Origin of the sequence: Paenibacillus sp. FSL E2-0178, from assembly GCF_038593005.1 — a bacterium.
In the GTDB taxonomy this organism is placed as follows: Bacteria; Bacillota; Bacilli; order Paenibacillales; family Paenibacillaceae; genus Paenibacillus_AQ; species Paenibacillus_AQ phytohabitans.
The window spans coordinates 6,894,159-6,918,673 of the sequence record NZ_CP151953.1; the positions used below are offsets into that span (position 1 = coordinate 6,894,159).

The following is a 24,515-nucleotide window of genomic DNA, read 5'->3' on the forward strand; positions in this document are numbered from 1 at the left end:
CATGCTGAATCCGGGCGAATGCATCTATCAGATTGTCACCGACCGGTTCTGCGAAGGCAACCCTGCCAGCCGGCCGCGAGCGGAGCTCTTCAGCTCTGGCACAGGCAATCTGCGAAAATATCTCGGCGGCGACTGGACAGGAATTATTGCCAGGATTCAGGACGGATATCTTACCGGTATGGGGGTCAGCGCGATCCTGATTTCCCAGCCGGCAGAGAACATTCATGTGTGCGCGGACGATGAAGAAGGCACGGCTTCCTATCATGGCTATTGGCCCAGAGACTTCCTGAGGCCCAATCCTTATTTCGGTTCTATGGATACATTCAGAGCTCTGCTGAGCACAGCGCATGAGCACGGACTTAAGGTAATCATTGATTTTACGCCGAATCATACGTCCCCGGCACTGGAACTGCGGCCGGATTATATGGAGAATGGCGCAATATACCGTGCGGGCCAGCTGGTAGCTACTTACTCGGGAGACCTGGAGCGTGTGTTTCTGCATAATGGCGGCACTGCTTTTCGGGATGCTGAAGATTCGCAGTACCGGAATTTGTATGACCTGGCCGGATTGGATCAGATGAACCCGGAAGTGGATGAGCTTTTGCGGGAAGGGATTGCCTTCTGGCTAGATCTGGGGGTGGACGGTGTGAGGATCGATGCGGCCAAACATATTCCCCCAGGCTGGTTAACCGCCTTGAGCGGCTTCATCCATGCCAGGAAACCGGCTTATGTGTTCGGGGAGTGGTTTCTTGAAGCACATGGCTGCACACAGGACAATGCTGCTTTTGCCAATGGGACCGGAATGAGTCTGCTGCATTTTATGTTCACCCATGCGATCCGCGGGGCCTTTCATGGGCGGCAGGGCTTCGGTGCTTTTGCCGAAATGCTATGTGAATCCTCCGGCAGCTATAAGCATTTGTATGACCAGCTTATTTTTCTGGATAATCATGATATGAGCCGGTTCACCCGGGATTCTGACCCTTGGCTCACGGATTTGGCGCTTGTGCTGCTGTTGACTTCCGCAGGCCTGCCTGTGGTGTACTATGGAACCGAGCAGTACATGAGCGGCGGGGAGGATCCCGGCAATCGTGCCATGATGAGCTCCTTCAGCAGGGAGACAACGGCCTACCGGTTAGTGGCTCAGCTTAATCGTTTAAGAGCATGTAATCTTGCGATTGGTTACGGTAATACGAAGCTGCTGTATGTGAATTCGGGGGTGCTCGTATTCGAGCGCAGCTGCAAGAAGGATGTTGCACTTATTCTAATTAATCAGGGTGAAAGCGGACATACACTGCCTCCTCTGCTAACTTCCCTGCCGCAAGGCGCTTACTCCAGCCTGCTTAAGGACATTTATCCAGACCGTCAGGCAGTTGCCGGAGCCGAAGGGGACATACAAAATGTAATACTGGCACCTCAGTCTGCTTATATCTATGTTCATGAGGCAGATCTGGAGGAGCTGGCTGCCTTACACTTCTATCCCAAAGCAGCGGCGCCGGGAAGTGAGCTTATTATCCGGGGCAGACATTTAGGTGACAACGGCCGTCTGATGGTTGGCGGTTATGAGGCTGATGTAATCTCATGGCAATCGGAGAAGATCGTAGCCAGGATTCCGGCGGTCCCGGCGGGAACACATTCTGTACAAGGTCTGACAGGCGGGGAGAGCGAGTTCCAGCTGGCGGAAGAACTGACGGTGTGGACAGGAAAGCTGGTCACGGTAAGGCTGGTAGTCAAGAATCTGTATACCGAATATGATACTAGGGTATATGTGACGGGGAACGTGTATGAGCTGGGAGAATGGAATGCAGAGAGGGCCGCAGGGCCGTTTTACAATCATATCGTCTACCGGTATCCAACCTGGTATTGCGATATCAGTCTGCCCGCAGACTGCCGGATCGAGTTCAATTTTCTGCTAAGGGGTGACTCTGGTATTGTGCGCATGGAGCAAGGGGAGGTTCATTACATCCATACGCCTGCGGAGGGTGTATCGGAAATGATCGTGGAGTGGCAGGGATGTCACCAGGAGTCTAATCAGCTGTCCGGAGGAGATGCTGCGTATGGATGAGAGATTGCAGTTTGACGGGACGCGCCTGATCTTTCGAACGGTGCTGGACGAAGAGACAAGGCGGCTGATTGCCTGGCATTTCAAAAGTGGCTGGCTTGAGCTGCAGCAGGCTGTCCGGCTAACCACCCTCTCTTCTGATAACAAATTTGCCCAGTTCCTTTTCCCTGTGTACAAGCCGCTCGGGCAAACGCTGGAGATGCGGATTCCCAGGCCGCAAGAACGTTACTATTATGCAGATTTAGGGATTATTAAAAAAGTGCAAACGTTTGTACCAATTTTAAGATCTAATGTGTTATTTGTTTGTGATGACGGCAGCCTCGAGTATTCTGACTGGCTTTCCTTCCAAAGAGACCATTCTTCACCTCCGCTGCTGGAGCAAAATACATGGTGGGAATTCTTCACAGGATATTCACTTTCTGCACATTGAGAGATTAGGAGGGGACAACCTATGAAGTCCAGCGCATCTGTCTTAATCCTGTCCTGGGAGTATCCGCCTGTGGTGATCGGAGGGATGGCCCCGCATGTCTATGAATTGTCCAGGCATTTGGCAAGCGGGCAGACCGAGGTTCATGTAATCACCAACAGCGCTCCCGGGCGGCCCGTTCTGGAAGTGGAGAACGGCGTATACGTGCACCGTGTGAATTCTTATGAGAACTTGACCGATTTCGAGGATTGGGTGCTTCAGTTCAATCTGGCGATTGTAGATTACGTTGTATCCCGGCTAATCGGGAACGTAAGACTCGATCTTATTCACGCGCATGATTGGCTGGTCGGCTACGCAGCCCTTCTTCTCCGTCAACGGCTGTCGTTACCGCTTGTTACAACAATCCATGCTACAGAGTTCGGGAGGAACCAGGGAGTATTCACGCCTCAACAGCATACGATTCATGCCATTGAGAATGAACTGGTCTCTACATCGGACAAGGTTATTGTATGCAGCCTGCATATGCAGCGGGAGCTCTGCACTGTGCATGGTCTTGAGGAGTCAAGGACGGAGATTATTCCGAACGGCATTGATCTCCGTTCACTGGAGCTGATTCCCGCACATCCCTTCAGAAGAGAGCATTATGCGCGCAATGGCGGAGAGATTATTTTGTTCATTGGAAGACTAGTGAAGGAAAAAGGGGTACAGGTGCTGCTGCAAAGCATGCATGAGGTAGTGCGGGAATTCCCGCACTGCACCTGTATTATCGCAGGCCGGGGACCGATGTTCGCCGAGCTTGAAGCCAGTGCGGCTGAGCTGGGTACAAGCATACACTTCACCGGCTTCGTGGACAGCCTGGAGAAAAGCTATCTGTTCCAGATTGCCGATGTCTGTGTATTTCCCAGCTTATATGAGCCCTTCGGCATTGTGGCACTGGAAGCGATGGGGAGCGGTACACCGGTAATTGTGTCTGAAGAAGGGGGACTGGCCGAGATTGTCGAGCATGGGCGGACTGGACTCACCAGCATATCCGGAGATTCTGACATGCTTGCGGGCCGGATTCTACAGTTGCTCCGTGAGCCTGATGAAGGGAGCCTGCTTGCAGAAGCAGCCCGGCGGGAGGTGCTGCTGAAGTATGACTGGAACCCCATTGCTGACAGAACCAGGGAAGTCTATTCCGCGCTGAGCGGCGTGAGATTATGAGGAAGGGAAGATGCCGGTATGACATCTTTTATAACGCTCAAGGAAGAGATTCTAGATCTATCGCTATGTGCCTCTTGCGGATTGTGCGCTGCAGTGTGTCCCCAAGGTCTGCTTGCGATGAACGGAGATTCCATCTCGCTCCCGGTCTTTCAGGGTCTGGAGAGCCAGGCGGCCGACACCTGCGGAAGCTGCAATCTCTGCTCGGAGGTGTGCCCGGGCTATGATACAGGCGTTATGGAATCTGAGCGGCGCATCTTCGGCCGCAACCGTTCAGAGCTTGAACGCTGGACCGGCATCTACTTGTCTACCTGTCAATTGTCGGCGGCAGACCCGGAGATTCTCGGCCGGGCGGCAGCTGGCGGGGCGGGGACGATCCTGGCGGTTACCGCGCTGGAAGAGAAGCTTGCTGACGCGGTGATTGTTGTGGGAAGAGATAAGGAGCGTCCCTGGGTGCCGAAGGCCTACCTTGCCGATTCAGTGGACAAGATTATCGAGTGTGCTCAGACCAGCTACTGTATCACTCCCAATCTGGATCTGCTGCAGGATCGCAGATATGACAAGATCGGCATTATAGGCGTACCTTGCCAGATTCAAGGTATCCATAAGCTGCTAAATCTGCCGGAACACTCGCCGTCCACTGTACTGGCAGACAAAGTGGCGTTCACGATTGAGCTGGGATGCGCGTCCAACACTTCATTGGGAGGTACCGAGCATCTGATTACGGAAATCTTGGGGATCGACTTGGCTGACGTAGTTTTGATGAAGTACCGGGAAGGGGAATATCCGGGGCAGTTCATGGTCAGGACCCGGCAGGGGCAGGAGCATTATCTGCCCTTTTACCGGCTGGTGGAGGAATTCAAAAAGTTTAAAACCTTTCGCTGTCTTGCTTGTCCGGATTGGTGGTCAGGCATTGCTGATATTTCGATTTCGGATGGAGATCCCAATATTTTTGATTCCAGCAGGGAAGGGATATCTGCCAAAGCCTCATCCACGGTAATGGTGCGAACGAAGACAGGAGCTAACCTGCTTGAGCTTGCGGTGCGCCGGAACGCGGTTAAGCTGTTCGATTACACCTTTGAGAATAACCTCGGACTGGAGCGGAAACGGCAGCGGTACCGCAGCTATGCAGCAATGGGCGACCGGAGGATTCCGCTGGCTCCCGGAAGAGATATGGATTACTCGCAAATACTCTCCGATGACGAGGTGATCAGAATTGGAATTGGTACGAAGCAGGGCCGGGCTACCGGCCAAATGTGATTTGCGGATTAAGGCGAAGCGGGAGTTGTGTTCCTTCAAATTCGATTCGGTTCCCGGAGACAAATCAATTTCCCAGCGGGCCATTGTCCTGAACGCTATCGCCGAAGGCCAAGGCACGGTGTACAATGTGCTGCGTTCCCGTGACACTGAGAGCTGTATCGCCATTCTCCGCCAATTAGGTGTAACGTTTGCATGGAATGGGGATGACCTGTCTGTGAATGGAAGAGGGCTGCGGGGCTTACAGGCACCGGCGGGCAGACTTGAGGTCGGGAATACGGCCACCTCAGCCCGGTTGATGTTGTCTGTCCTGGCAGGACAGTCCTTTGCTTCGGAACTCGGAGGGAACCCACTGCTCTCGGCAAGACCGATGGACTGGGTTGTTCAGCCGCTTACAGACATGGGGGCTGTGATTGAATATCTTGGGGTGAAGGACTGTCTGCCTCTGCGGATTCAGGGGGCATCACCATTGTCCCCCATAGAAATGGAAGCCACCGTATTCAGTGCACAGGAAAAGTCCGCCCTGCTGTTCGCGGGATTATATGCGGACGGAATCACATGTTATCGGCAAAACTGTCAAAGCCGGGATCATACCGAACGCCTGATGCAGTATTTCGGCATAGATATTCATTCTGATCATGATGTTACTTTCCTGAAAGGAGGAAGTGCCTTTTCCGCCAGGGATGTAATGGTTCCGGGGGATCTGTCCTCAGCGGCTTTTCTGCTGGCTGCATATGCTATCCGGGGAATGGAGCGCAAGGGCAGCTTGTTGATTAAGCGGGTAGGTGTTAATCCAACCCGGAGCGGATTCATCCGTCTGCTCACAGAGATGGGGCTTCCTTTGACGCTGCAAGCGGAAGAGGAGCTGATATCCGGGGAGCCAATCGCAGATATCTATTGCACACCGGGAACCCGGTTGTCCCCTGTCTGTGCTGAAGGCAACGGGCGAATACAGAGCTTGATAGACGAGGTTCCTCTGCTCGCTGCGGTATCGGTATTCGCAGAAGGGGATTCTGTGATCAGGAACTGCCGGGAATTGAAAGACAAGGATACGAACCGGATTCAGACCACTGCAGGGGTGCTAAGAGCCTTTGGCGTGGAAACTACCTGCAGTGAGGATGAAATGGTCATTCATGGCGGCCAGCGTCTATCGCCTGCCATTGTAGACAGCTGTGGCGATCACCGGATCGCCATGACCGCCGCTGTATTGGCCAGCAGCCTGGAGGAGCCTTCGATCATCCGTAACTGCAGCTGTATCAATATTTCGTATCCAGGCTTCGTAGAGGATCTCTCACAGTTTGCGCATATTGATATTTTGCTTCCGGATTGATATTTATCTGAACCCATTTCCATGAAATGCCGTAGAAACAACTATATCTACTATTTCATGGAATGGAGTGAAGTGAATGAAGTTGTCATTATTGTGTAACCGTTCTGCCATTTGGACGAGGACAGTGCTTGCTGCTGCCCTGATTCTGACTCTGGCTGCCCCGGCGGTACAAGCATCTGCCGCTCCTGCGGCATCTGCACCTCCGGCGTCTGTAACCGGACAGGCCAAACCGTTAACAACGGAGAATGCGGCAGCATTCCTCAAGCAATTCTTCAGTGCGGATGAGGTGAAAGCGCAGCTTGCCGGTGCGGTTGTTATTGTGGTCAAGGATGGCAAGACGGTGATAGAAGAGGGCTTTGGCTACGCGGATAAGGCTGCCAAAACAGCGGTAGACCCGGATGAAACGGTCTTCCGCATGGCCTCGGTATCCAAAACCTTCACTGCCGCTGCCGCCATGCAGCTGGTAGAGCAAGGCAAAATCGATTTGAAAGCGGATTTTCAAGTCTATACCGGACCGATTGTCTTCGACAATCCCTTCGGCGTTCCGGTAACGGTGGAGGATCTGCTGACCCACACCACCGGGTTCCGGATTCAGGACCCGCAGCCGGAAGATATCAACGATAACTTCGAAACCAAGGTATCGATTGAGGATTATGTGCTGCGGAATATGCCGCCGGTTGTCCGTGAGCCGGGGACTTCCTATATGTATGACAACTTCGCTTCACTGCTGCTGGGTCTGGTGGTAGAGAAGGCCAGCGGCATGCCTTATGAGGATTATATGGAGAAGTATGTGTTCTCCCCGCTGAATATGGATTCAAGCGGCTACCTGCTGGAAGGCAAGCTGAAAGAAGAGCTGGCTACCGCCTATGATGCCACCGGCAAGGCGCTTGATCTGTATACAGTAACTCCCACTGTTATGCCACACGGAGGTATGCTGTCTACTGCAGATGATATCGGCAAGTTCATGACGGCTTTTCTGAATGGGGGCGCTTCCGGGAATAGCCGTATTCTGGCTGCAAGTACCGTAGATGCCATGGAGGAATACCGTTCCTCCATCCACCCGTTGCTGCCGAATACCACCTACGGCTTCGAAGCGCCGATTCAGCTTCCCGGTGCCGGCAGCAGCCCCAAGATTATCACCAAAGCAGGCGATTTAATCGGCTTCAGCACTTATATGTTCCTGATCCCGGAGCAGAACACCGGGGTATTCATTGCCTATAATCAGCAGAGCGCACTGCGGGAAATGTTCTATCCGGCGTTCATCCAGGCGTTCTTCCCGCAATACGCCGCACCGGCGAAGCTGGACACCTTCCAGCCGTTGAGTGCAGAAGCTCTGGATGCGTTCACCGGATACTATGCGGATCTCCGTCTCAAGAGCCTGGTCTCCACAGTTGCTGTGCATGAGGGTGCGCTTACCATTAGCGATGCCTTGCTGGGCACCCGCCAGCTGCGCCAGGTAGACGATAATCTGTTCATTGATGAGCTTACCAAGAAATTTACCGGTTTTGAATTGACGCCGGGCGGACAAGGAGCTTATCTGAAAGAGCCTTATCTCAATCCTTACAGCTATGCGCAGAAAGGGCCGGATGGCGCCGGTTATGCCGATGTCTCTGCGAGCCATCCTTATGCGGTTCCGGTTATGATGCTGCAGTCGCTGGGCTATCTGCCGAATGATGCGGCGCTCCGCTTCGAGCCTGAGGCGGGAATTACGCGTGCCGAGTATGTGCGGCTGATGCTGGAGAGCAGCAGTGTCAAAGAGAGCAAGACCACGAAGCTGGCGTTCCCTGATCTGCAGGGACATCCGGATGCTGGCTATATACAAATGGCTGTAGAACTCGGAATGGTAGAGGGAACAGCAGGCGGAGAATTCCAGCCTGACCGGGTCATCTCCCGCCAGGAGGCAGCGGTCATGGTATGGAGACTGCTCAGTGCACAATACCCGGATAAGCTGTTCCAGGATGTGAAGCTGGCCGGTAATACGGATAAATGGGCTATTCCGGCTGTGAAGATGGCCGTGGCTCTTGGTTTATACGGACCGGACATCCAGGCGGATGCCAAGGGGGCTGTTGACTTCAAGTCCAGAGAAGCCCTGAGCAAACAGGAGAATGCTGCCATTCTGTATGCCCTGTTCACGAATCCGATAGATCAGATCGTGGCCGGACTGGCGGAGAAATCCGCCGAATGAAAAGAATCTAAGTATGAATCACTCTGGATATTCCAGTAATGGCCGTTGGAAGGCTTGATGAGATTCTAAAATACAAAATTCGCTCGTTTTAACATACATCCATCGACACTTCTGTTGAACAGCAATAAAGAGCTGTCCCTCAAGGTATTCCGCCTTGTGAGACGGCTCTTTGCAATGAAGTAAGCTGCTGTTCCTATAAAGTTAGAATATCTACTCCCATAGCTGGCAGCATCACCTTCTGCTCCGATCTCTTGCTCGTCAACAAGCTGCGATAGGGAACGTCAAGCGTAACCTCTCGTTGCTCATTCGTCAAATTGATCAGGAACAGGAAGCTTTCCTTACCCTTCGATCGAATCGACAGCTCGACACCTTCCGGCAGCTGGAGCTTGGGCGCCAGGTCCTTTTCCTTCAATATGCCTTCGAACAGCTGATAGAAATATGATGGCTCCGGCCAAGTGCCGACATAATACACTTCACCTTCACCAAGCTTATTGACAGTAACCGCCGGCACCCCCTCGTAAAAGTCGTTGTCATACCAGGCAATCGGTTCTGCTCCTCGCAGTTCCAGCAGATCGCACCATTGCTTCGCAGCGAATGTCTGGCCCGCCGCGTTCCGAATCCGATGCTCGCTGCTGCCAATCGCATCATACTCACTAACGACAACCCCCGCTGCTTCCGCCAGCAGCCCCGGCAGAGGCAGCATCTCACATACATTCCTCATGTTCTTCACACCTGTCCGATTGGTGAGGACAACCGTGCCGCCCCCGGCTGCGAATCGCTCGAGCCGCTGCACTATTGTTTCATTTAACAGAAAGAGTGAAGGGACAATGACCAGCTTGTAGCCATCGAGCTCCTCGGTCCAGTTGATAACGTCCGTACCGACGCCCATTTTCAAAAATGCATTGTGCATAGAGGACAAGTTGTCCATATAATGCATTCCCCCCTCTGCTTGCGGCTGGAGGGAAAGCGCCGTATGTTGATCATGCGAATGCAGAATCGCAACCTGGGTAACGATTGTTGAACCGGCCAGCAGTTCTCCCAGCTGGTTCACCTCGCGAGTAAGCTCTGCGAACTCCCTGAACCTCCGTCCAGGAACATTGCTATGGTCGATAAGCCCATGCCAGAACTGTTCGGCCCCGGCAGCAGCACTCCGCCAGCGGAAATGAACGACCATGTCGGCACCGCGGGCGATTGTCTGCCAGGATCGGGCTCGGATCAGTCCGGGATAAGGGGTGCGCTGAATTGGCATCCAGGCGCCCTGCGCTCCGCTCAGCTGCTCCATGACCCAGAAATTGCGGCGCTTGATGCCGCGAACCAAGTCCAGTGACAGCGCTCCGTTCCTCGGAAACCGGTCGCCATAATCGCGGTACAGCTCATTCGGATAATAATCCACAGAAGCGAAGTCCAGCTCTTTGTAGAGATCATAATAGTCCAGACTATTCGGGTATTGCCACATGTTATGCGTCACGAAATGGCCCGGACAGTTGCTGCGCAGAATTTCAAGCTGCCATCCCAGCAGATAGCCTACGCTATCCGAGCAGAACCGCTTGTATTCGAGAAGATAGGAAGGATTCATCGGCTTGCTGCCGCCGAGCGGCGTCGTTACCTCGGCCCAGCTGCTGTACTCCCCGCTCCAGACGACTGTGCCCCACTCCCGGTTCAACTCTTCCAGACTGGAATAACGCTTCTGCAGCCAGGCGACAAATGCACGATTGCACGTATCGCAATGGCATTCCTGGTAGTGCATCTCGTTATCGATTTGCCAGCCAATGACCGCGGGATGCTTCGCGTAGCGCTGTGACATCGCTTCCACAAATTTGGAGCCCAGCATTCTCAAGGAATAGCTGTTGTTGCAACGATGTCCACGCACACCCGGCCGGATGATTTGACGTTGCTCATCCATTGGCAGCACATCCGGATAACGGGTTGTCATCCAATTCGGCGGGGTATTGGTAGGGGTGCATAACACAATCTTCATGCCGCGCGCGGCGAATACTTCTATAGCCGAATCCAACCATTCAAAGCGATAATCACCTTCGGTCGGTTCCATGCGGCTCCAGGCGAATTCCGCCATTCGTACAATAGCAACACCCGTCTCTTGCATAAGCGCTGCATCCTTCTCCCATAGCTCAGGAGTCCATTGCTCTGGATAATAATCAATTCCAATCTTAATCGTCATCCTGTAATCTCCTTTGTTCATCAATATATTGCGATTATATGCTATATTAATTGGAGTTAATATCTTAAATAATTAATACGATATAACAATATTAAGATATCAGGAGAGTGGGTCGCATGCCTCATCCCAATCGCACTTTTCCGGTACTATCCGCCCGGGACAAGCTGCTCCCTTTTTATTTGCTTGGCATTGGTCTGCATCATGAACAGGAGCATATACGCCGAGACAGGGGCATTCAGGATTATCAGTGGATTCAATGCCGCAGTGGCGAGGGCAAACTCAAGCTGAGTGGAACGGAGCATGTCGTCAAGCAAGGCATGGGCATGCTGCTGTTCCCCGGCCAGCAGCACGAATACTATGCTTTATCGGGGAGCTGGAAAGTTGACTGGATCATCTTCGACGGCAGTGGATCAGCGGGGTTGTTTGAAACCGTCGGCATTGTAGACACAAGCGTATTTACGCTCGCATCGCCCGAATACCTTCTATCCCGAATAAGGGAGCTGCTGCAAGCGGCACTTACGCCGCAAGCACAAACGTTAAACAATTACGCCTGCTCCGCCATCCTCTATACCTTATTGACGGAGATTATTCAGCGTGTCTCTGTCGAGGGCAGCGATACCGTCGGGCGGCAGTATGAACGGTTAAAGCCGGTCCTGGATTATATTGACCAGTATTATGCCGAAGAGATTACTTTGCAGACGCTTGCCGGACTGATGGGCGTCACACCGGAACATTTCTGCCATATGTTCAAGAAGACGACAGGCATTCGTCCAATCAGCTATGTCAATCAGGTAAGGATCAATAAGAGCAAGGAACTGCTGCTCGACAATGTGCAGTGCGGGATGCAGCATATTGCTCATCAAGTCGGCTTTGAATCTGCCAGCTATTATGGCGCAATCTTCAAGAAGCTGGAACGGCATACACCCGGCGCCTTCCGCCGCACCTACCAGAAGTCGTAGCATATATACGATCTTCATCTGACATACTATAGAAATTCAGGACGGGGGTTTACTCCTCGCGTTAAAGACAGGTGGCAAAATCAAAAGGGGACAGATAATTAACAAGCAGGGCTTGAAATCATGAGATTTCAGGCCCTGCTTTCTGTGTTCCTTCAAAATTCTGGTTACATTTTACTTCGAACCCCAAATCGACTTGTTGTTGGTACCGATCAAGGAGAAGGTCATCACTTCATTGTGGCTGGACAGTTCATTGCGCTGTTTAAAGAACACTCCTTTATAAGTTATACTGTCAATGACCATCGTACAGTAGTAGGTTCCTGACGTATTGGACCATGTACCTGTCGCAGAACCGGAAATGGTTCCATTGCTGTTCAGGGTCACACTCTGGGTGGTCAGCATGCCAACATTAGCCGTAGAAGCATCCAATCCCATGTTGATGAATTGATAGGTCCCAGCCATTTCACTGGAACTATACCCGGTGGAGGCGATACTGCTGCCCAGAAATTCATAAACCGCAGTTACCGGCCACTTGTCCTGATTCATAAATTGCTGATGCACGCGAACCTCGTGCGCCTCGGTGCCGTTATTGAACCGGGTGTGGTACACCAGATATCTCCTGCCGTCCGTATCGATCAGTGCAGAATTGTGGCCACCCGATTTATACCCCTGACTAGCTCCCGATAAGTTATAATTCCCAAATAGCTTGATGCCGTAACCCGACTGGTCTACGGAAGCGGAGGAATAGACAGCCGAATTGCCGGCGGCATCGGTGTAGGTTCCGTCGATGGTGGTCGAGCGGTACAGACGGATATGATACCCTCCCGCATTGGCCAAACCGCCATAAGTGACGTAAAGGTAGTAATAGCCTGATGAGGAATCATACACGATGTACGGAGCTTCGCCCGTCTTACCGTACCCTCCGGCAATCCGCTTGCCAAAATAACGGTCGACATTGCCATTGTCGGAGCCTGGGTAGTACGGCTTGCCGGTGGCTGGGTTAATCTGCAGAATATAAATCCCTCCAGACCAGGAGCCGTAACTCATCCACAGCTTGCCGCTGTTGTCATACACCAGCGCCGGATCTATCGCATTCGGGAAATTGCTGTTGTTGAATCCGCCACTGTTGTTAAACCAGCCGCTTCTGGTTCCAGATAAGGTGCCGTTGTCGATCAGCTCGGGGATATTGGTGTTCTTGTACCATATATCCACCGTTTTGGTCCCTAACGACGAGGTTGTTGTAATTGGGTTGCTTCCACTAGTGAAGCCGGAATAGATAATGGTATCGACATATTCATAAGGTCCGGAGACCGACTTGGATACACTGTAGGCGATAGCTGAACGGATATAAGTCGAGGAGGTGCAATAGTAGAGCATATAAGCTCCCGTCGATCCGTCTGCCCACACGTATGAAGAATTATATACCGGTCCCGGCGCCCATACGGATTGTCCGCCTGAACTGTCCTGATCATTATACCCGGCCCAGGCAAAAGGCACCGCGAGCGCAGAATTTAATGCTGCTCCGGCGCTTCTGGCGGAGTTGCCGGTTCCCCCTGCCTTGACCAGCTCCCATTTCTGCATATCGCCGCCCCAGTAATTCCATTGCTGGATGTTCGCACCATTCGCTGTGCTGCCGTCCGCCACATCCATTGCGGCAGTATAGTTGGATGCCTTGGTTAAGAACGCGACCGTTCCGTCGGCATTTTGCTGGATTCTAAATAGCTGCATAGTGCCGCCCCAGTACGTCCATTGATCAATGTTGGCACCGTCGGCGGAAGATCCTTCGAAGACGTCAATACCGCTTGCATAAGCGGTATTGCCTGTAAGGATGTAATAATCCCCGTTTCCGTAATACATAATTCTGAACTTTTGCGCATCCGAGCCATTATACGACCATTGCTGAATATTGGTGCCGTCAGTCGCCGAGCCGTTGACTACATCCAGATATAATCCGCTGTTCTTGTTCTTGATATAATAATAGCCTTCAAAAGTTGAAGGGGCATACAGGCTGGTGTTCGTGTAGCCCTGTGTCCCCATGTAGGACCAGTTCCTCAGATCTGTGCTTGAGGCCTGCGCCAGGTGTGAGCCAAATATATAATACTTATTCGTAGAAGCATCATAGGAAATCGAAGGGTCATGCACAGATACTCTTGTGGTGTTAGAGGTAGTGGATGAACCTGCTGCCCCGAAAATACTACCGCTACCTACGATCACTGTCAATAAAGCAAATACAATAGTCAGAATAACAATTTTATGGCTCCTCATTTTGTAGATCAGCTGCATATTGATCAAATCTCCTTTTGGTTGCCATTTAATTAACCGCTTACATTCTGCTGGGCAGATGCAGTTTTATTTCTCTATACTCTACTAGTTCACGCGTAGTATCCCTCCTCATCTGATAAATACTTTACAGTATGGAAATCCTCCTTTGTTTCTAAGGCTAATATTAGTCTGAACGCGGTGTCTAAGTAAGGCTTATTTTGTCGTCGAACATAAAATAATTTAAAAAGGTTTAGATATATATTGATATAAGGAAAATGCAATAAAACCTATAAATGTAAATATGTAAATAATATACATCCAATTAAAGTGATAGAAATCCAATCGTTGTTATCTCGTCTTTGCTTACAAGCCGTTCTATAATAACTTTACGAGGAGGATGGTTATGTACTCAAAATTTCATAAGTATCGTTGGCAGTATCTCATGATTTTGCCGGGCGTAGTGTTATTATTTGTTTTTAATTACATTCCTATGGCTGGTATCCAGGTTGCTTTTCGTGACTTCCGGATTGGCGGCTCAATATGGAATAGCCCATGGGTTGGATTTAGTAATTTTGAGTTCTTGCAGGATCCGCAGTTTTTAACCATTGTAGAAAATACACTCTTTATTTCTGTTCTGAAATTTATATTTGGTTTTCCGGCTCCGATCATACTCGCTCTTCTCATTAATGAAATTAGAAGTTCTAGGTTCAAACGATTTGTGCAATCCGTCAGTTATTTACCCCATTTCTTCTCTTGGATTGTAGTCGCTTACATTCTTCATTCGTTCTTATCGCTGGATGATGGACTCATCAACCAGTTCATTACGTGGACCGGAGGGGAGCCGATCTTCTTTCTTGGGTCGGATGATTGGTTTAGACCTATGGTTATCGTAAGCGGTCTATGGAAAGAGACGGGGTGGAACACAATTCTCTTTTTAGCCGCGATTACCACGATCGATCCTCAGCTTTACGAGGCGGCGAAGGTAGAGGGGGCAGGCAGACTGGCCCAAATTCGGCACATCACGCTGCCGGGCATGATTCCGACCATAACAATTATTTTGATTTTGAGCATACCCGGATTAATCACAATTGGAATGGATCAGATTTATCCATTGATGAATTCCGCAAATATGGGAGTCGCGGATGTGTTGGATACTTATGTATTGCGAAGCGGCCTGCAACAAGGGTACTTTGGAATGGCGACTGCCGTCGGCCTGCTATCTTCGGTGATTAGTTTGTTACTGGTTATCTCATCGAATCAATTTTCGCGGAAAATTAACGGCGAAGGGTTGTGGTGAAGATGAGATTATCCAAGTCCGAAAAAATCGGCCAAATCATCATTGTTGTTATGCTTGTCTTGTTATGTGTCTCCGTTATTTATCCGTTTCTCTATATGATGGCTATATCGCTTAACGAAGGATCGGATGCGGCCAAAGGGGGCGTATATTTATTCCCGCGCTCTTTTACACTAATTAATTACGAAATCGTACTTGGCAACGAGGTCATCCGCCATTCGTATTTGATTACCATCGCTCGAACAGTCATTGGTACGATAACCGGTCTCATTGTAACGTTGTTAGTTGCCTTCGGTTTGTCCTATAAGGGACTTCCGATGAGGCGTATCATTATGACTTACATTTTAATTACGATGTTGTTTAGCGGGGGGCTGGTCCCCTTCTATATCCAATTGAACAATTTGGGGCTGGTGAACACATTTTGGGTCTATATTTTACCGGGTATGTTCTCGGTCTGGAATATGTTCGTTATGCTCAAATTTATACAGGGTATACCCGAAGCACTCATTGAATCGGCAGAGCTGGACGGAGCCGGTCCGCTACGGACCCTATTGCAAATCATCATTCCTCTCTCAAAGCCGATGCTTGCTGCCCTTGGTTTGTTTACGGCTGTAGGTCACTGGAATGATTGGTTCTCTGGCGCTTTTTACGTAACCGACCAATCGCTCATCCCGGTGCAGACCTTCTTGCAGCAGTTACTATCCGCTTCTGATTTGTCTGCCATCTTTGGCTCGAACATCAATCAGGAAGCAATAGCAAGAAACTCCATGACGCAGAGCACGACGCTTATGTCCATCAAGATGACTGTCGTTATGGTCAGTGCACTTCCGATTCTATGTGTCTATCCTTTTCTGCAGAAGTATTTCGTGAAGGGCGTACTCATTGGTTCTGTCAAAGGATAATCCATGAACCTAAGTGTTGGGAAATAATTGAATTACAATATTTGATAATTATAGGGAGGGTCATCTCATGGGTATTAACAAAAGGAACCGGCGTTCAATTGCTTTAGTGTTGGCAGTACTGCTCGTCACTCTCGTCGGCTGTTCAAGCACGGGAAAGGGGAATAACAGTTCCGGAATTTCTGAAAACGCAGCCAATTCCGGGACGTCGACGTCTGATAGTGGATCGTCCGCGTTCGATCTTTGGCTAGGTTGGGCGGCAACGATCAATAACGACAGTCTGGTTCAACAATATTGGAGAGATAAAGAACCAGGGGTCGCGGTGAAGTTGGAAGCAACTCAAGGGGATGCGATGACAGCGCTCAATTTGAAACTGAATGCCGGCGGTTTTAAAGATGCAGCCATGTTCAGTCACAATGATACGGTAGTAACCGCAATGACCCGGTCTGGAATGGTTATGCCTCTTGAACAATATTTCGATATGCCTGACAAATATCCGGGATTGGCATCCATCCCCAAAGTGTATATTGACCGTTTGAAAGATAAGGATGGTCATATTTGGTCCATTCCTACATGGTTCGACCAAAATCCCGATAACCCATGGCCAGGCTGGTCTTCAAACTCATGGGTGGTTCGGACGGATGTTGTTGAAAAGGCAGGAATGACCCTGGACGATTTAAGCACAATCGAAGGTGTGGAGGAGTTTCTTCGTGAAGCTGCCAAGATCAAGGATGATTCTGGCAAACCCTTACTCCCGCTTTCGTTCCTGATGGATCAGAATGATAATTTAGGTTATAGCGATGAGAATGCCGTACTTAATGCCTTTGGCGTGTCTACAGGCGGAGCGGGTATTGAGAAAAAGGGCGAAGAATTTATATTCGCCTATGACAACCCGAATTTTAAGAAAGCATACCAATGGATGAATAAGATGTACCGGGAAAAGTTAATCGATCCCGAAGTCGTCACCAGCAAGAAAGAACAATACCAGGAAAGAAACCAATCCGGACGCGTAGCAATGAATGTCGGATCGTTCTTTAATATTCCGTCTTCAGCTTGGGAGGCTCTAGATGGACCTACGGCTCCCGGGTGGTATTATCAGGTTATTCCGATCCCTAAGGTTCCAGATGTGGATCAGGTCGGCATCAATCAAGTCGTGAATCCTTATCCGGGTTATGATGTCTTTGTCAATAAAGATACTAAGAATCTGGCTGCCATCTTAAAATTCTTCGATTACACCTTGCAACCGAATCCCGAGCAGCAGCATGTTGTTAATGAAGGACCAGCCGGACTGTATTGGGACTGGGTTGACCAACCACTCGGCAAATGGAATTTCACCGATCCGGAATATGACAAGGCTCGTAACTCGGGGGATGTGGCTCTAAAATCCAAAGTTACGCCTGAATTGTACATGACATCTTCCTTTAGTAATGAATGGTACCCGTGGTGGAATGTCGGCAATCATCCGCATGCGGGTTATAAGAAGACAACTGAGTTTACGGAAGCTGTCGGCAAAATGGGTGCGGTGCGCTCCGTGCACTCTTATGATATGGTGAAGATGAAGACAGGCGGAGTTTGGGAGAAAAGTGCGCCGACTGTCGAGAACCTCCGTAAAGAGTACCGGGCAAAGTTATTGATGGCACAGGACGATGGAGCTTTCGAGAAGGTTTGGAATGAGTTCCGAGGGGCGCTTGAAAAGCGAGGGCAGTGGAACGAAATGAAAGCCGAATGGCATGAAACCTATCAGGCTGAAATTCAAGTGAATGGAGAGTTTTAGTATAATGAAGGAGCATTCTTGAACAAGGGGTGCTCCCCTTCTTGTTGCTAAGGCCCGGGGAGTCGGAAATGGGGGGTCCTGTTGAGTCTACCGCGTCGAGTTGAAAATTTCGTTATCAGAATAACCCAATCGATGAATATTAGAAAAAAGGTCATCATTTTATACGCATTCATCGTATTTATTCCGACTGCGTTGCTTGCAGTGGGGGCGGGTTACGTTGTTCTTTACCTGGTTCGTGAGAATTATTTAATTACGATACAGGAAGCCGTTCGCCAAAATGCCCAAAGCATCGCATTCAAAAAGCAAAGTTACGATTTAATCGTTACCCGTGCCGCTACCGATGGAGAACTGATCTCCAGACTTTCCCGTGAATACAAAGATATATACGAGCAACTGGACACCGTGCTGTATGTGGACCGGTCTTTTCAATATACAGATCAGTATTTACCGGGAATTAAGTCGTTTCGTATTTACCATTCGAACAGTACGCTCGTTCAGGATGGGGGGTTCCTTTGGAGACCGGAGAACCGGATGATATCCGGTGAAAGAGAGGAAGCATGGTTTGAGCGAACAATTGAGACTCCGGGAGCGCTTAAATGGTCCAATGGCGTTGATAACGAACGCGAGTTGGTGGTCTCTCATAAGATTTCAAACCATATCGGCGGGTATTACGGAATTATTTATATGCGACTGGATTATAACGAGGTCTTTGCGGAATTCCTCCATCGTCCATTCGATGGAGCCGGCGATTTGTATATCGTGGATGAAAGAGGAAATATCATAGCTTCCTCGAGTCAAGAACAAATCGGAATCCGGTTGGACGAATCTTCGATACAGCCGTACTGGAATGATTCATTTGAAATGAATGCCGTAATGAACGGCAAGCTGTTTGTGACCAGCAAACTGGATTCTGGTTGGACCGTAGCCGCGCTGGTACATTTGGACCGAATGGAAGAACAATCTCGGCTCATTTTCATCTCTGTGGGAGCAGGCATCGTTTTCTTCTTGATGTTATCCATTTTCTTGCTATATGCCTTTTTAAACAACTTCGTGTGGCGGATTCACAAACTGGGGAAACGAATGAATGATATTTCCCGCGGTGATTTCGAGGTAAGCGTAAAAAACAGGGTGCAAGACGAGCTTGGTGAACTAGAATTGCTGTTCAATCATATGACAGGCCGCTTAGGCAAGCTTGTCGAAGAGAATGCGCAAGTCGGAATAAAGGAGAAAGAACAATCGTTTAAAGCATTACAGGCCCAAATCAATCCGCATTTCATCTATAACTCCTTAGGGCTGCTACGCTGGCGCGCACTGGATCTGCATGATGAAAAGCAGATTAGAATCATTGATGCGTTAACGACCTTCTATCGAATTGCCCTGAATAATCGGGAAAATGTGACCGCAATTCGCGACGAGCTAGAGCATGTAAAGGCCTATCTTGAAATTCAACAGTTGCGTTACCCGGATCGGGTTTCGGTGGAGTGGGACATAGATCCTGAGGTTTTGGACTTGTATACGATCAAACTTTTGCTTCAGCCGATTGTGGAAAATTGCTATTTACATAGCGGAATTACGCAGGTTGTCCATGCGCAGATCCGTATATCCATTGTTCGATTGGATGGAGAAGTCCACTTTGAAATATTTGATAATGGCAAAGGCTTACGTCCAGAGGTATTGGAACTGGTTCGCATGGAGAAATATGAAGGCACCCGAAACGGGTTTGGGCTTAACAATATAAGAGAGCGGCTGCGTTTGTATTTCGGTTTGCAAGGACATTTTGCTATAGACAGCATCGAAAACGAGTGGACATGCATCTCCATTCGCATTCCCGTCTGCACGAATAAGCCCCAAATTATGAGAGGTGAGGGTTATGATTCAAGCGTTAATCGTGGATGACGAACCGCTGCATATCGAAGGATTGACAAAGTATATTGATTGGAACGATATCGGTTATGAGCGGCCGCTAACTGCAGAATCGGCTGAAGCGGCCTTGGTGACCTTGGCTGAAACCCCTGTAGACGTTCTGATTACGGATGTATCAATGCCTGGAATGACAGGGATCGAACTGCTTGCTACGATTACGGCAAATTATCCGAGATTATCATCTATGCAGACATTGATAATCAGCGGGTACAATGAGTTCGAATTCGTCCAAGAAGCGATTAATCTAGGCGCAAAGGGATATGTGCTGAAACCGATCAAGATCGAGGAACTGGTAGCAAAGTTGATTTCGTTCCGAACAGTTATCGAAAAGAAACGGATGATCGAAAATGAAACTACAGCATTGAAGGAGAGAGTCATTGGAAGCATTGACGTTCTCCATGATCGATTCGTTAATGAACTGCTAGAAGGAAGAATTCAAAACGCGGAGCAAGCCAACTCATGGAGGCATCTTCTTGATTTGCCTCCCGGAGACCGGGAGAATCGATTGTTCCTGTTTACTTACGACAATTTACACGGATTGCCCATGCAGAATGCCGAGCAGCGAATTCTTCTAAGTGACTCGTTAGTTCGTACCGTTCGAGTGGGAATCTCGGGGTATGGTCAAATTTATATCGGAAGAACAGCTACCGACGAAGTGGCTGTCTTGCAATTGAACGCCTCTCCAGGTGAACGGGCCCAGTTGGAAAAGCAGTTCGCTTTCGTGCAGGAAGTTATCCGTGAGCAACACGATGCTACGATCACGATAGGTGTGAGTAGAGAAGTCATCGGTATAGGGGAGGTTCCAAGACTTTATAAGGAATTGAAACATATGCTCACTCAATTGAAGTCTACCGGAAGTGAACAAATTCATTATTTCGATCAAATCCAAGCGACCGAATACCGCGAATTTCAGTTACGGGATGAGGAAATTCCGGAAATCGTCAGGCTTCTAGAAGCAGGCGAAGAGGAGCGGGCCGTTGCGCAATTTAATCATGCTTTTGATATGCTGTTGATGCAAAATGACATTTCTATCACATATGTAAAGGCCTTTGCCATGGGTTTGATCAGCGAATTGGTGCGAAGGTTTAATCGTTTGAACGACAATGACAACACTCACTATATGATGGTCTGGCATGACTTGCTGGAATGCGTCCGTACGTTGGAAGTTCGTGAGGTTGTCTTGGAGTACATGACGAGGTTCGCACAACTTGAGCGCAAGGAACAGGCTACGCAGCAGCATCATCTTATTCGTAACGTTGAAGCTTATTTGGAAAAAGGTCTTCAAACACAACTGACCGTCAAACAATTGGCCGAACACTTTCAATTGAACGCAAGCTATTTAAGCGTTTTGTTCAAGAAGGAAATGGGAAGAACGATATCCGATTTTATATTGGAGAAGCGTTTGGATAGAGCGAAGGAACTGCTGAAGGACCCTAATATAAAGGTTTATGAGGTAGCGGAACAGGTAGGGTATCAGACTGCTGCGTACTTCACATATATATTTAAGAAAGCTAACGACGTCACTCCTCAGGAATATCGGGATTATTATTATGAGGATTAAGGATGATTGTTTGTAATAATAACAGATCTTTAATCAACTTATTGAAAGGCTTCAGTAAGTACACTGATTTTAACAACCAGTGTACTTACTTTTTTTTGAAGTCTTTGTGTACATGGCACTGTTGTTATATATAACTTTACAGTATCAGAATCCTCTAATACTTTACCAAATGTAGTAATGCTTTTTTGTTTTCATTAAGCCAGTAAACAAAATTATTCTATGTTATGCTACACATACTATTAATTGTTTTTAGGGATTTAAGTGAAAATAAAAAAGATAAAGGGTGGTGCATTCATGCTAAAAGTCTTGGTTGCGGAGGACGAGCCGTGGATTCGGGCTGCGATTGTCGAGATGGTAGAAAGCATGGGACATGATATTAAAGTTGTGGGAGACGTTACGAATGGTGAGGAGGCTTGGCACATTATTCAACAGATTTGGCCAACCGTTCTTATTACGGATATTATGATGCCAGAAATGGACGGGCTTGAACTTGTACGGATGATTTCAGAGCATAAAATTCCAATGGCAATTATTATTCTTAGTGGTTATGAGAATTTTCAATATGCGCAAAAAGCAATCAGCTACGGTGTAAACCGATACCTGCTGAAACCCGTTAATCGCGAAGATCTGAAAAATGCTTTATTCGAAGCTATGGAGAAATTAACCGAAATTGAAAAAATGAATTATTATCTAATGAAAATCCAAACTTACTTTGATACAGTCAATGATCTTCCGGATGCTGAAGGAATAAAGCGCTTCCTAAAACTTGAAGAAGACATTCGAAGCGTCAAATACCTTCACTATGCGGCTTATTTAACTTTGATCAGGATTATTGAGTCCAAACTCAGCTCCTTATTATCCAGTATTGAAGCGAAACATACGACTTTATCAAATTTTGACGGAATTCCAGAGCAGGAAATACGCAAACACCTTAGCACATTAGCGGAACTGTGGTTTTTGCACCCGGACCGTAATAAAAGAGAGTTTAAGTATGTTATTAAATCTGCTTGCGATTATATTCATTGCAATTATAGGGATGATCTTACGTTAACACAAATGGCGGAATATACCAATTTAAGTATATCCCATTTTAGTGTTCAGTTTAAAAGATATACGGGAGAGACACTAATTTCTTATATTAACCGTACACGAGTAGAAAAAGCAAAGGAACTACTCCGAACGACTAATGACAAATTATTATTCATTTCTGAGAAAGTGGGGTTTTCTAGCCAACCTTATTTTATTCGTGTATTTAAAAGTATAACGGGAATGTTGCCTAACGAGTATCGAAAAAGCTGGGGGTTATAGTCATGAGAAGGTGGTTTGGCCGTTTATACCTGAGGCAAAAAATCATCATCAGTTTTTTTTCCATAGCATTGATTGCGGTGTTATCCATGAATATTCTCTCGCACTATTATTACAGTCGTGCAACACAGAAAGACTTTTTTAATATTGCTCAGACTACAACAGAAAGTCTTAATCATCAGCTTGAAATTTATTTTCAGCAAATTGCAAAATCTACCTATGCAATGAATGCAGGTGTACTTCGGTATTCAAGTTTGTTATTGCAGAAAGATGACTCTAGCCTAATACAAGATTGGCTTCGGGACGGTACTTCATTTAGTAAAGAAAGACTCTCGATGATCCAGGATATATTAAAAAAATATATTTCATTTAACTATCCGGAGATTGAAAAAATTTACCTTACTTCGGTGGATCAAAGAGTTCTGGAAGCATCTGGCGCTTTTCCGGAAAAAGCCTTATCCCAACCATGGTACAAATTTCCCCTCAGCAGTAATTTGGAACTCTTCCCAACATTCTTAGAGAATCAAGAAGTAATCCCTACCATTTCTGCTGCAATCCCCATTTTCGATGTAACAAATACTAAGCTCTCGGGAAAACTTATCTTAAATATGAATTTATCAGAAATCAGAAACATGATCGGAAATATGAAGATAGGTGAAACTGGATATATCTTTATAGTTTCGTCCGATGGAAAAATTGTTTATCATCCAAACTCGAGTTGGCTGGCTGCTTCAATAAATGAGACAGATTTGTCTTGGCTTTCATTAAAAAAAAACAATACTCTACAAGTATGGGAGAACGAGCAATACCTTGTTTCATATAGCGTTTCTGAGTTAACAGGTTGGAAAACCATTGCACTGGTTCCTTTAAGCGAGATGGCTACAGGGCTTCATTTTGCCCAATATTCCGCAGTCATTGTTATGGCTCTATTAATTGTGGCTATTCTCATTGCCGTACCTTTTGTCGCGGGGCGACTAACAAGGCCTATGATTGAATTAAAAAAAGCGATGGAAAAACTGCAAACAGGTGACTTATCCGTTAGGGCTAAAATAATTCCAGGACGCGATGAAATCCACATGCTCAGTTTAAGCTTCAACCGGATGGCCGAAAGATTAAGTGAATTGGTAAATACGGTATATAGCATGGAATTAACAGAGGTTCAAATGAAATTATTGCAGAAAGAGGCCACTATACAAGCTTTGCAAAATCAAATTAATCCACATCTCCTTTATAACACGCTGGATATTATTAAGAGCATTGCATTTTTGGAGCAAGTACCCAAAATTGAGCGAATAGCTGAGAATCTAGCAGCTTTATACCGGTTTACAGCAAAATTCGATCAATCAGAAATTTCGCTTAAGGAAGAACTCGAAAACTTAAAGAAGTATCTGGAAATCATTCATATCCGGTATACGAAGAACTTTGAAAGCAAAGTTAATATTGATGAAAAATATTTACAGGCAAGTATTATCAAATTATCCATTCAACCTCTTGTCGAGAATGCAGTGAAATATGCAGTCGAACCCCGTTATGGAAAGGCGGCTATTATCGTAAGTGCATATCCTGAAGAAGGCGATTTAATTATTGAGGTTGGTGATAATGGTTCAGGAATTGAACAGGTGCTGCTTCAAACGTTGCAGAAACGCCTTGCATCTATTACAAATCAACCGAATGCTAGCATGAAGACAGATGGATCTTTAGGATTAGTCAATGTTCATAATCGTCTGGTGCTTTCTTATGGAAGAGCATATGGCATTAAAGTTCACTCTTTCTTTGGTAGAGGTACGGTAGTTTCAGTAAGAATTCCATTCATTAAAAAGGATAACAAATCGTAAAAACGTGCAATTTTATAAGTAATTGGTCCCTTTATAATGAGTATGTAAGGAAAATAACACAAAAGGGAG

Annotated in this window: 16 protein-coding genes; 14 read left to right on the top strand and 2 right to left on the bottom strand. The window is 47.8% G+C overall.

Annotated elements, in window-relative coordinates:
* The first annotated feature begins 1 nt into the window (after position 1).
* The 6 genes from MHI42_RS29880 (at position 2) to MHI42_RS29905 (ending at position 8,458) form a co-directional block, all read left to right on the top strand.
* A complete protein-coding gene (locus MHI42_RS29880) occupies positions 2-2,062 on the top strand; it encodes an alpha-amylase family glycosyl hydrolase (protein WP_342421508.1) in 2,061 nt (686 codons plus the stop codon).
* The gene (locus tag MHI42_RS29885) at positions 2,055-2,489 is read left to right on the top strand and encodes a hypothetical protein (RefSeq protein ID WP_342421509.1); all 435 of its coding nucleotides are present in this window, start codon (positions 2,055-2,057) and stop codon (positions 2,487-2,489) included. The genes MHI42_RS29880 and MHI42_RS29885 overlap by 8 nt, the downstream gene beginning before the upstream one ends.
* Positions 2,490-2,510: 21 nt before the next feature.
* Positions 2,511-3,689, top strand: a complete 1,179-nt coding sequence (locus MHI42_RS29890) for a glycosyltransferase family 4 protein (RefSeq protein ID WP_342421510.1) — start codon at positions 2,511-2,513, stop codon at positions 3,687-3,689.
* Between the two features lie 18 nt (positions 3,690-3,707).
* Positions 3,708-4,946 (top strand): Coenzyme F420 hydrogenase/dehydrogenase, beta subunit C-terminal domain, encoded by a 1,239-nt coding sequence (locus tag MHI42_RS29895; RefSeq protein ID WP_342421511.1) that lies wholly within the window; start codon positions 3,708-3,710, stop codon positions 4,944-4,946.
* Positions 4,903-6,273: a 3-phosphoshikimate 1-carboxyvinyltransferase gene (gene aroA, locus MHI42_RS29900; RefSeq protein WP_342421512.1), complete on the top strand. Its 1,371-nt coding sequence runs from the start codon at positions 4,903-4,905 to the stop codon at positions 6,271-6,273. Before MHI42_RS29895 ends, aroA begins: the two co-directional genes overlap by 44 nt.
* Before the next feature lie 76 nt (positions 6,274-6,349).
* Positions 6,350-8,458 (top strand): serine hydrolase, encoded by a 2,109-nt coding sequence (locus MHI42_RS29905; protein WP_342421513.1) that lies wholly within the window; start codon positions 6,350-6,352, stop codon positions 8,456-8,458.
* A gap of 193 nt (positions 8,459-8,651) precedes the next feature.
* Here the strand turns inward: MHI42_RS29905 and MHI42_RS29910 are convergent, their stop codons facing one another.
* Positions 8,652-10,637, bottom strand: coding sequence for a beta-galactosidase (locus MHI42_RS29910; RefSeq protein WP_342421514.1), 1,986 nt, complete (start codon positions 10,635-10,637; stop codon positions 8,652-8,654).
* Positions 10,638-10,753: 116 nt separating this feature from the next.
* On the opposite strand from MHI42_RS29910, the gene MHI42_RS29915 reads away from it, so the two are divergent.
* Entirely contained in the window at positions 10,754-11,596 is an 843-nt protein-coding gene (locus tag MHI42_RS29915) for an AraC family transcriptional regulator (RefSeq protein WP_342421515.1), read from the top strand.
* 171 nt (positions 11,597-11,767) lie between these two features.
* On the opposite strand, the gene MHI42_RS29920 is transcribed toward MHI42_RS29915, so the two are convergent.
* Positions 11,768-13,876 (bottom strand): RICIN domain-containing protein, encoded by a 2,109-nt coding sequence (locus tag MHI42_RS29920; protein WP_342421516.1) that lies wholly within the window; start codon positions 13,874-13,876, stop codon positions 11,768-11,770.
* A gap of 382 nt (positions 13,877-14,258) precedes the next feature.
* Here MHI42_RS29920 and MHI42_RS29925 point away from each other — a divergent pair, with 382 nt between their 5' ends.
* From MHI42_RS29925 to MHI42_RS29955, 7 genes are all read left to right on the top strand, one after another.
* Entirely contained in the window at positions 14,259-15,152 is an 894-nt protein-coding gene (locus tag MHI42_RS29925; RefSeq protein ID WP_340985913.1) for an ABC transporter permease subunit, read from the top strand.
* Positions 15,153-15,154: 2 nt separating this feature from the next.
* On the top strand, positions 15,155-16,051 hold the full coding sequence (locus MHI42_RS29930) for a carbohydrate ABC transporter permease (protein ID WP_076243783.1): 897 nt from the start codon (positions 15,155-15,157) through the stop codon (positions 16,049-16,051).
* Between the two features lie 67 nt (positions 16,052-16,118).
* Positions 16,119-17,822, top strand: a complete 1,704-nt coding sequence (locus tag MHI42_RS29935; RefSeq protein ID WP_342421517.1) for a hypothetical protein — start codon at positions 16,119-16,121, stop codon at positions 17,820-17,822.
* Between the two features lie 132 nt (positions 17,823-17,954).
* Positions 17,955-19,718 (top strand): sensor histidine kinase, encoded by a 1,764-nt coding sequence (locus MHI42_RS29940; RefSeq protein ID WP_342421518.1) that lies wholly within the window; start codon positions 17,955-17,957, stop codon positions 19,716-19,718.
* On the top strand, positions 19,693-21,306 hold the full coding sequence (locus MHI42_RS29945) for a response regulator (RefSeq protein ID WP_342421519.1): 1,614 nt from the start codon (positions 19,693-19,695) through the stop codon (positions 21,304-21,306). Before MHI42_RS29940 ends, MHI42_RS29945 begins: the two co-directional genes overlap by 26 nt.
* Before the next feature lie 294 nt (positions 21,307-21,600).
* Positions 21,601-22,614 (top strand): response regulator, encoded by a 1,014-nt coding sequence (locus MHI42_RS29950; protein ID WP_076243780.1) that lies wholly within the window; start codon positions 21,601-21,603, stop codon positions 22,612-22,614.
* 2 nt (positions 22,615-22,616) lie between these two features.
* Positions 22,617-24,446, top strand: a complete 1,830-nt coding sequence (locus MHI42_RS29955; RefSeq protein ID WP_076243779.1) for a histidine kinase — start codon at positions 22,617-22,619, stop codon at positions 24,444-24,446.
* The last annotated feature ends 69 nt before the right edge of the window (positions 24,447-24,515 follow it).

What these genes read in the sequence shown, in the direction of transcription:
- MHI42_RS29950 (WP_076243780.1), top strand. Translation starts at nt 21,601, where the DNA reads ATGCTAAAAGTCTTGGTTGCGGAGGACGAGCCGTGGATTCGGGCTGCG.
- MHI42_RS29920 (WP_342421516.1), bottom strand. Translation starts at nt 13,876, where the DNA reads ATGCAGCTGATCTACAAAATGAGGAGCCATAAAATTGTTATTCTGACT.
- MHI42_RS29940 (WP_342421518.1), top strand. Translation starts at nt 17,955, where the DNA reads ATGAATATTAGAAAAAAGGTCATCATTTTATACGCATTCATCGTATTT.
- MHI42_RS29885 (WP_342421509.1), top strand. Translation starts at nt 2,055, where the DNA reads ATGGATGAGAGATTGCAGTTTGACGGGACGCGCCTGATCTTTCGAACG.
- MHI42_RS29910 (WP_342421514.1), bottom strand. Translation starts at nt 10,637, where the DNA reads ATGACGATTAAGATTGGAATTGATTATTATCCAGAGCAATGGACTCCT.
- MHI42_RS29905 (WP_342421513.1), top strand. Translation starts at nt 6,350, where the DNA reads ATGAAGTTGTCATTATTGTGTAACCGTTCTGCCATTTGGACGAGGACA.
- MHI42_RS29935 (WP_342421517.1), top strand. Translation starts at nt 16,119, where the DNA reads ATGGGTATTAACAAAAGGAACCGGCGTTCAATTGCTTTAGTGTTGGCA.
- MHI42_RS29930 (WP_076243783.1), top strand. Translation starts at nt 15,155, where the DNA reads ATGAGATTATCCAAGTCCGAAAAAATCGGCCAAATCATCATTGTTGTT.
- MHI42_RS29945 (WP_342421519.1), top strand. Translation starts at nt 19,693, where the DNA reads ATGATTCAAGCGTTAATCGTGGATGACGAACCGCTGCATATCGAAGGA.
- MHI42_RS29890 (WP_342421510.1), top strand. Translation starts at nt 2,511, where the DNA reads ATGAAGTCCAGCGCATCTGTCTTAATCCTGTCCTGGGAGTATCCGCCT.
- MHI42_RS29895 (WP_342421511.1), top strand. Translation starts at nt 3,708, where the DNA reads ATGACATCTTTTATAACGCTCAAGGAAGAGATTCTAGATCTATCGCTA.
- MHI42_RS29925 (WP_340985913.1), top strand. Translation starts at nt 14,259, where the DNA reads ATGTACTCAAAATTTCATAAGTATCGTTGGCAGTATCTCATGATTTTG.
- MHI42_RS29915 (WP_342421515.1), top strand. Translation starts at nt 10,754, where the DNA reads ATGCCTCATCCCAATCGCACTTTTCCGGTACTATCCGCCCGGGACAAG.
- MHI42_RS29880 (WP_342421508.1), top strand. Translation starts at nt 2, where the DNA reads ATGCTGAATCCGGGCGAATGCATCTATCAGATTGTCACCGACCGGTTC.
- MHI42_RS29955 (WP_076243779.1), top strand. Translation starts at nt 22,617, where the DNA reads ATGAGAAGGTGGTTTGGCCGTTTATACCTGAGGCAAAAAATCATCATC.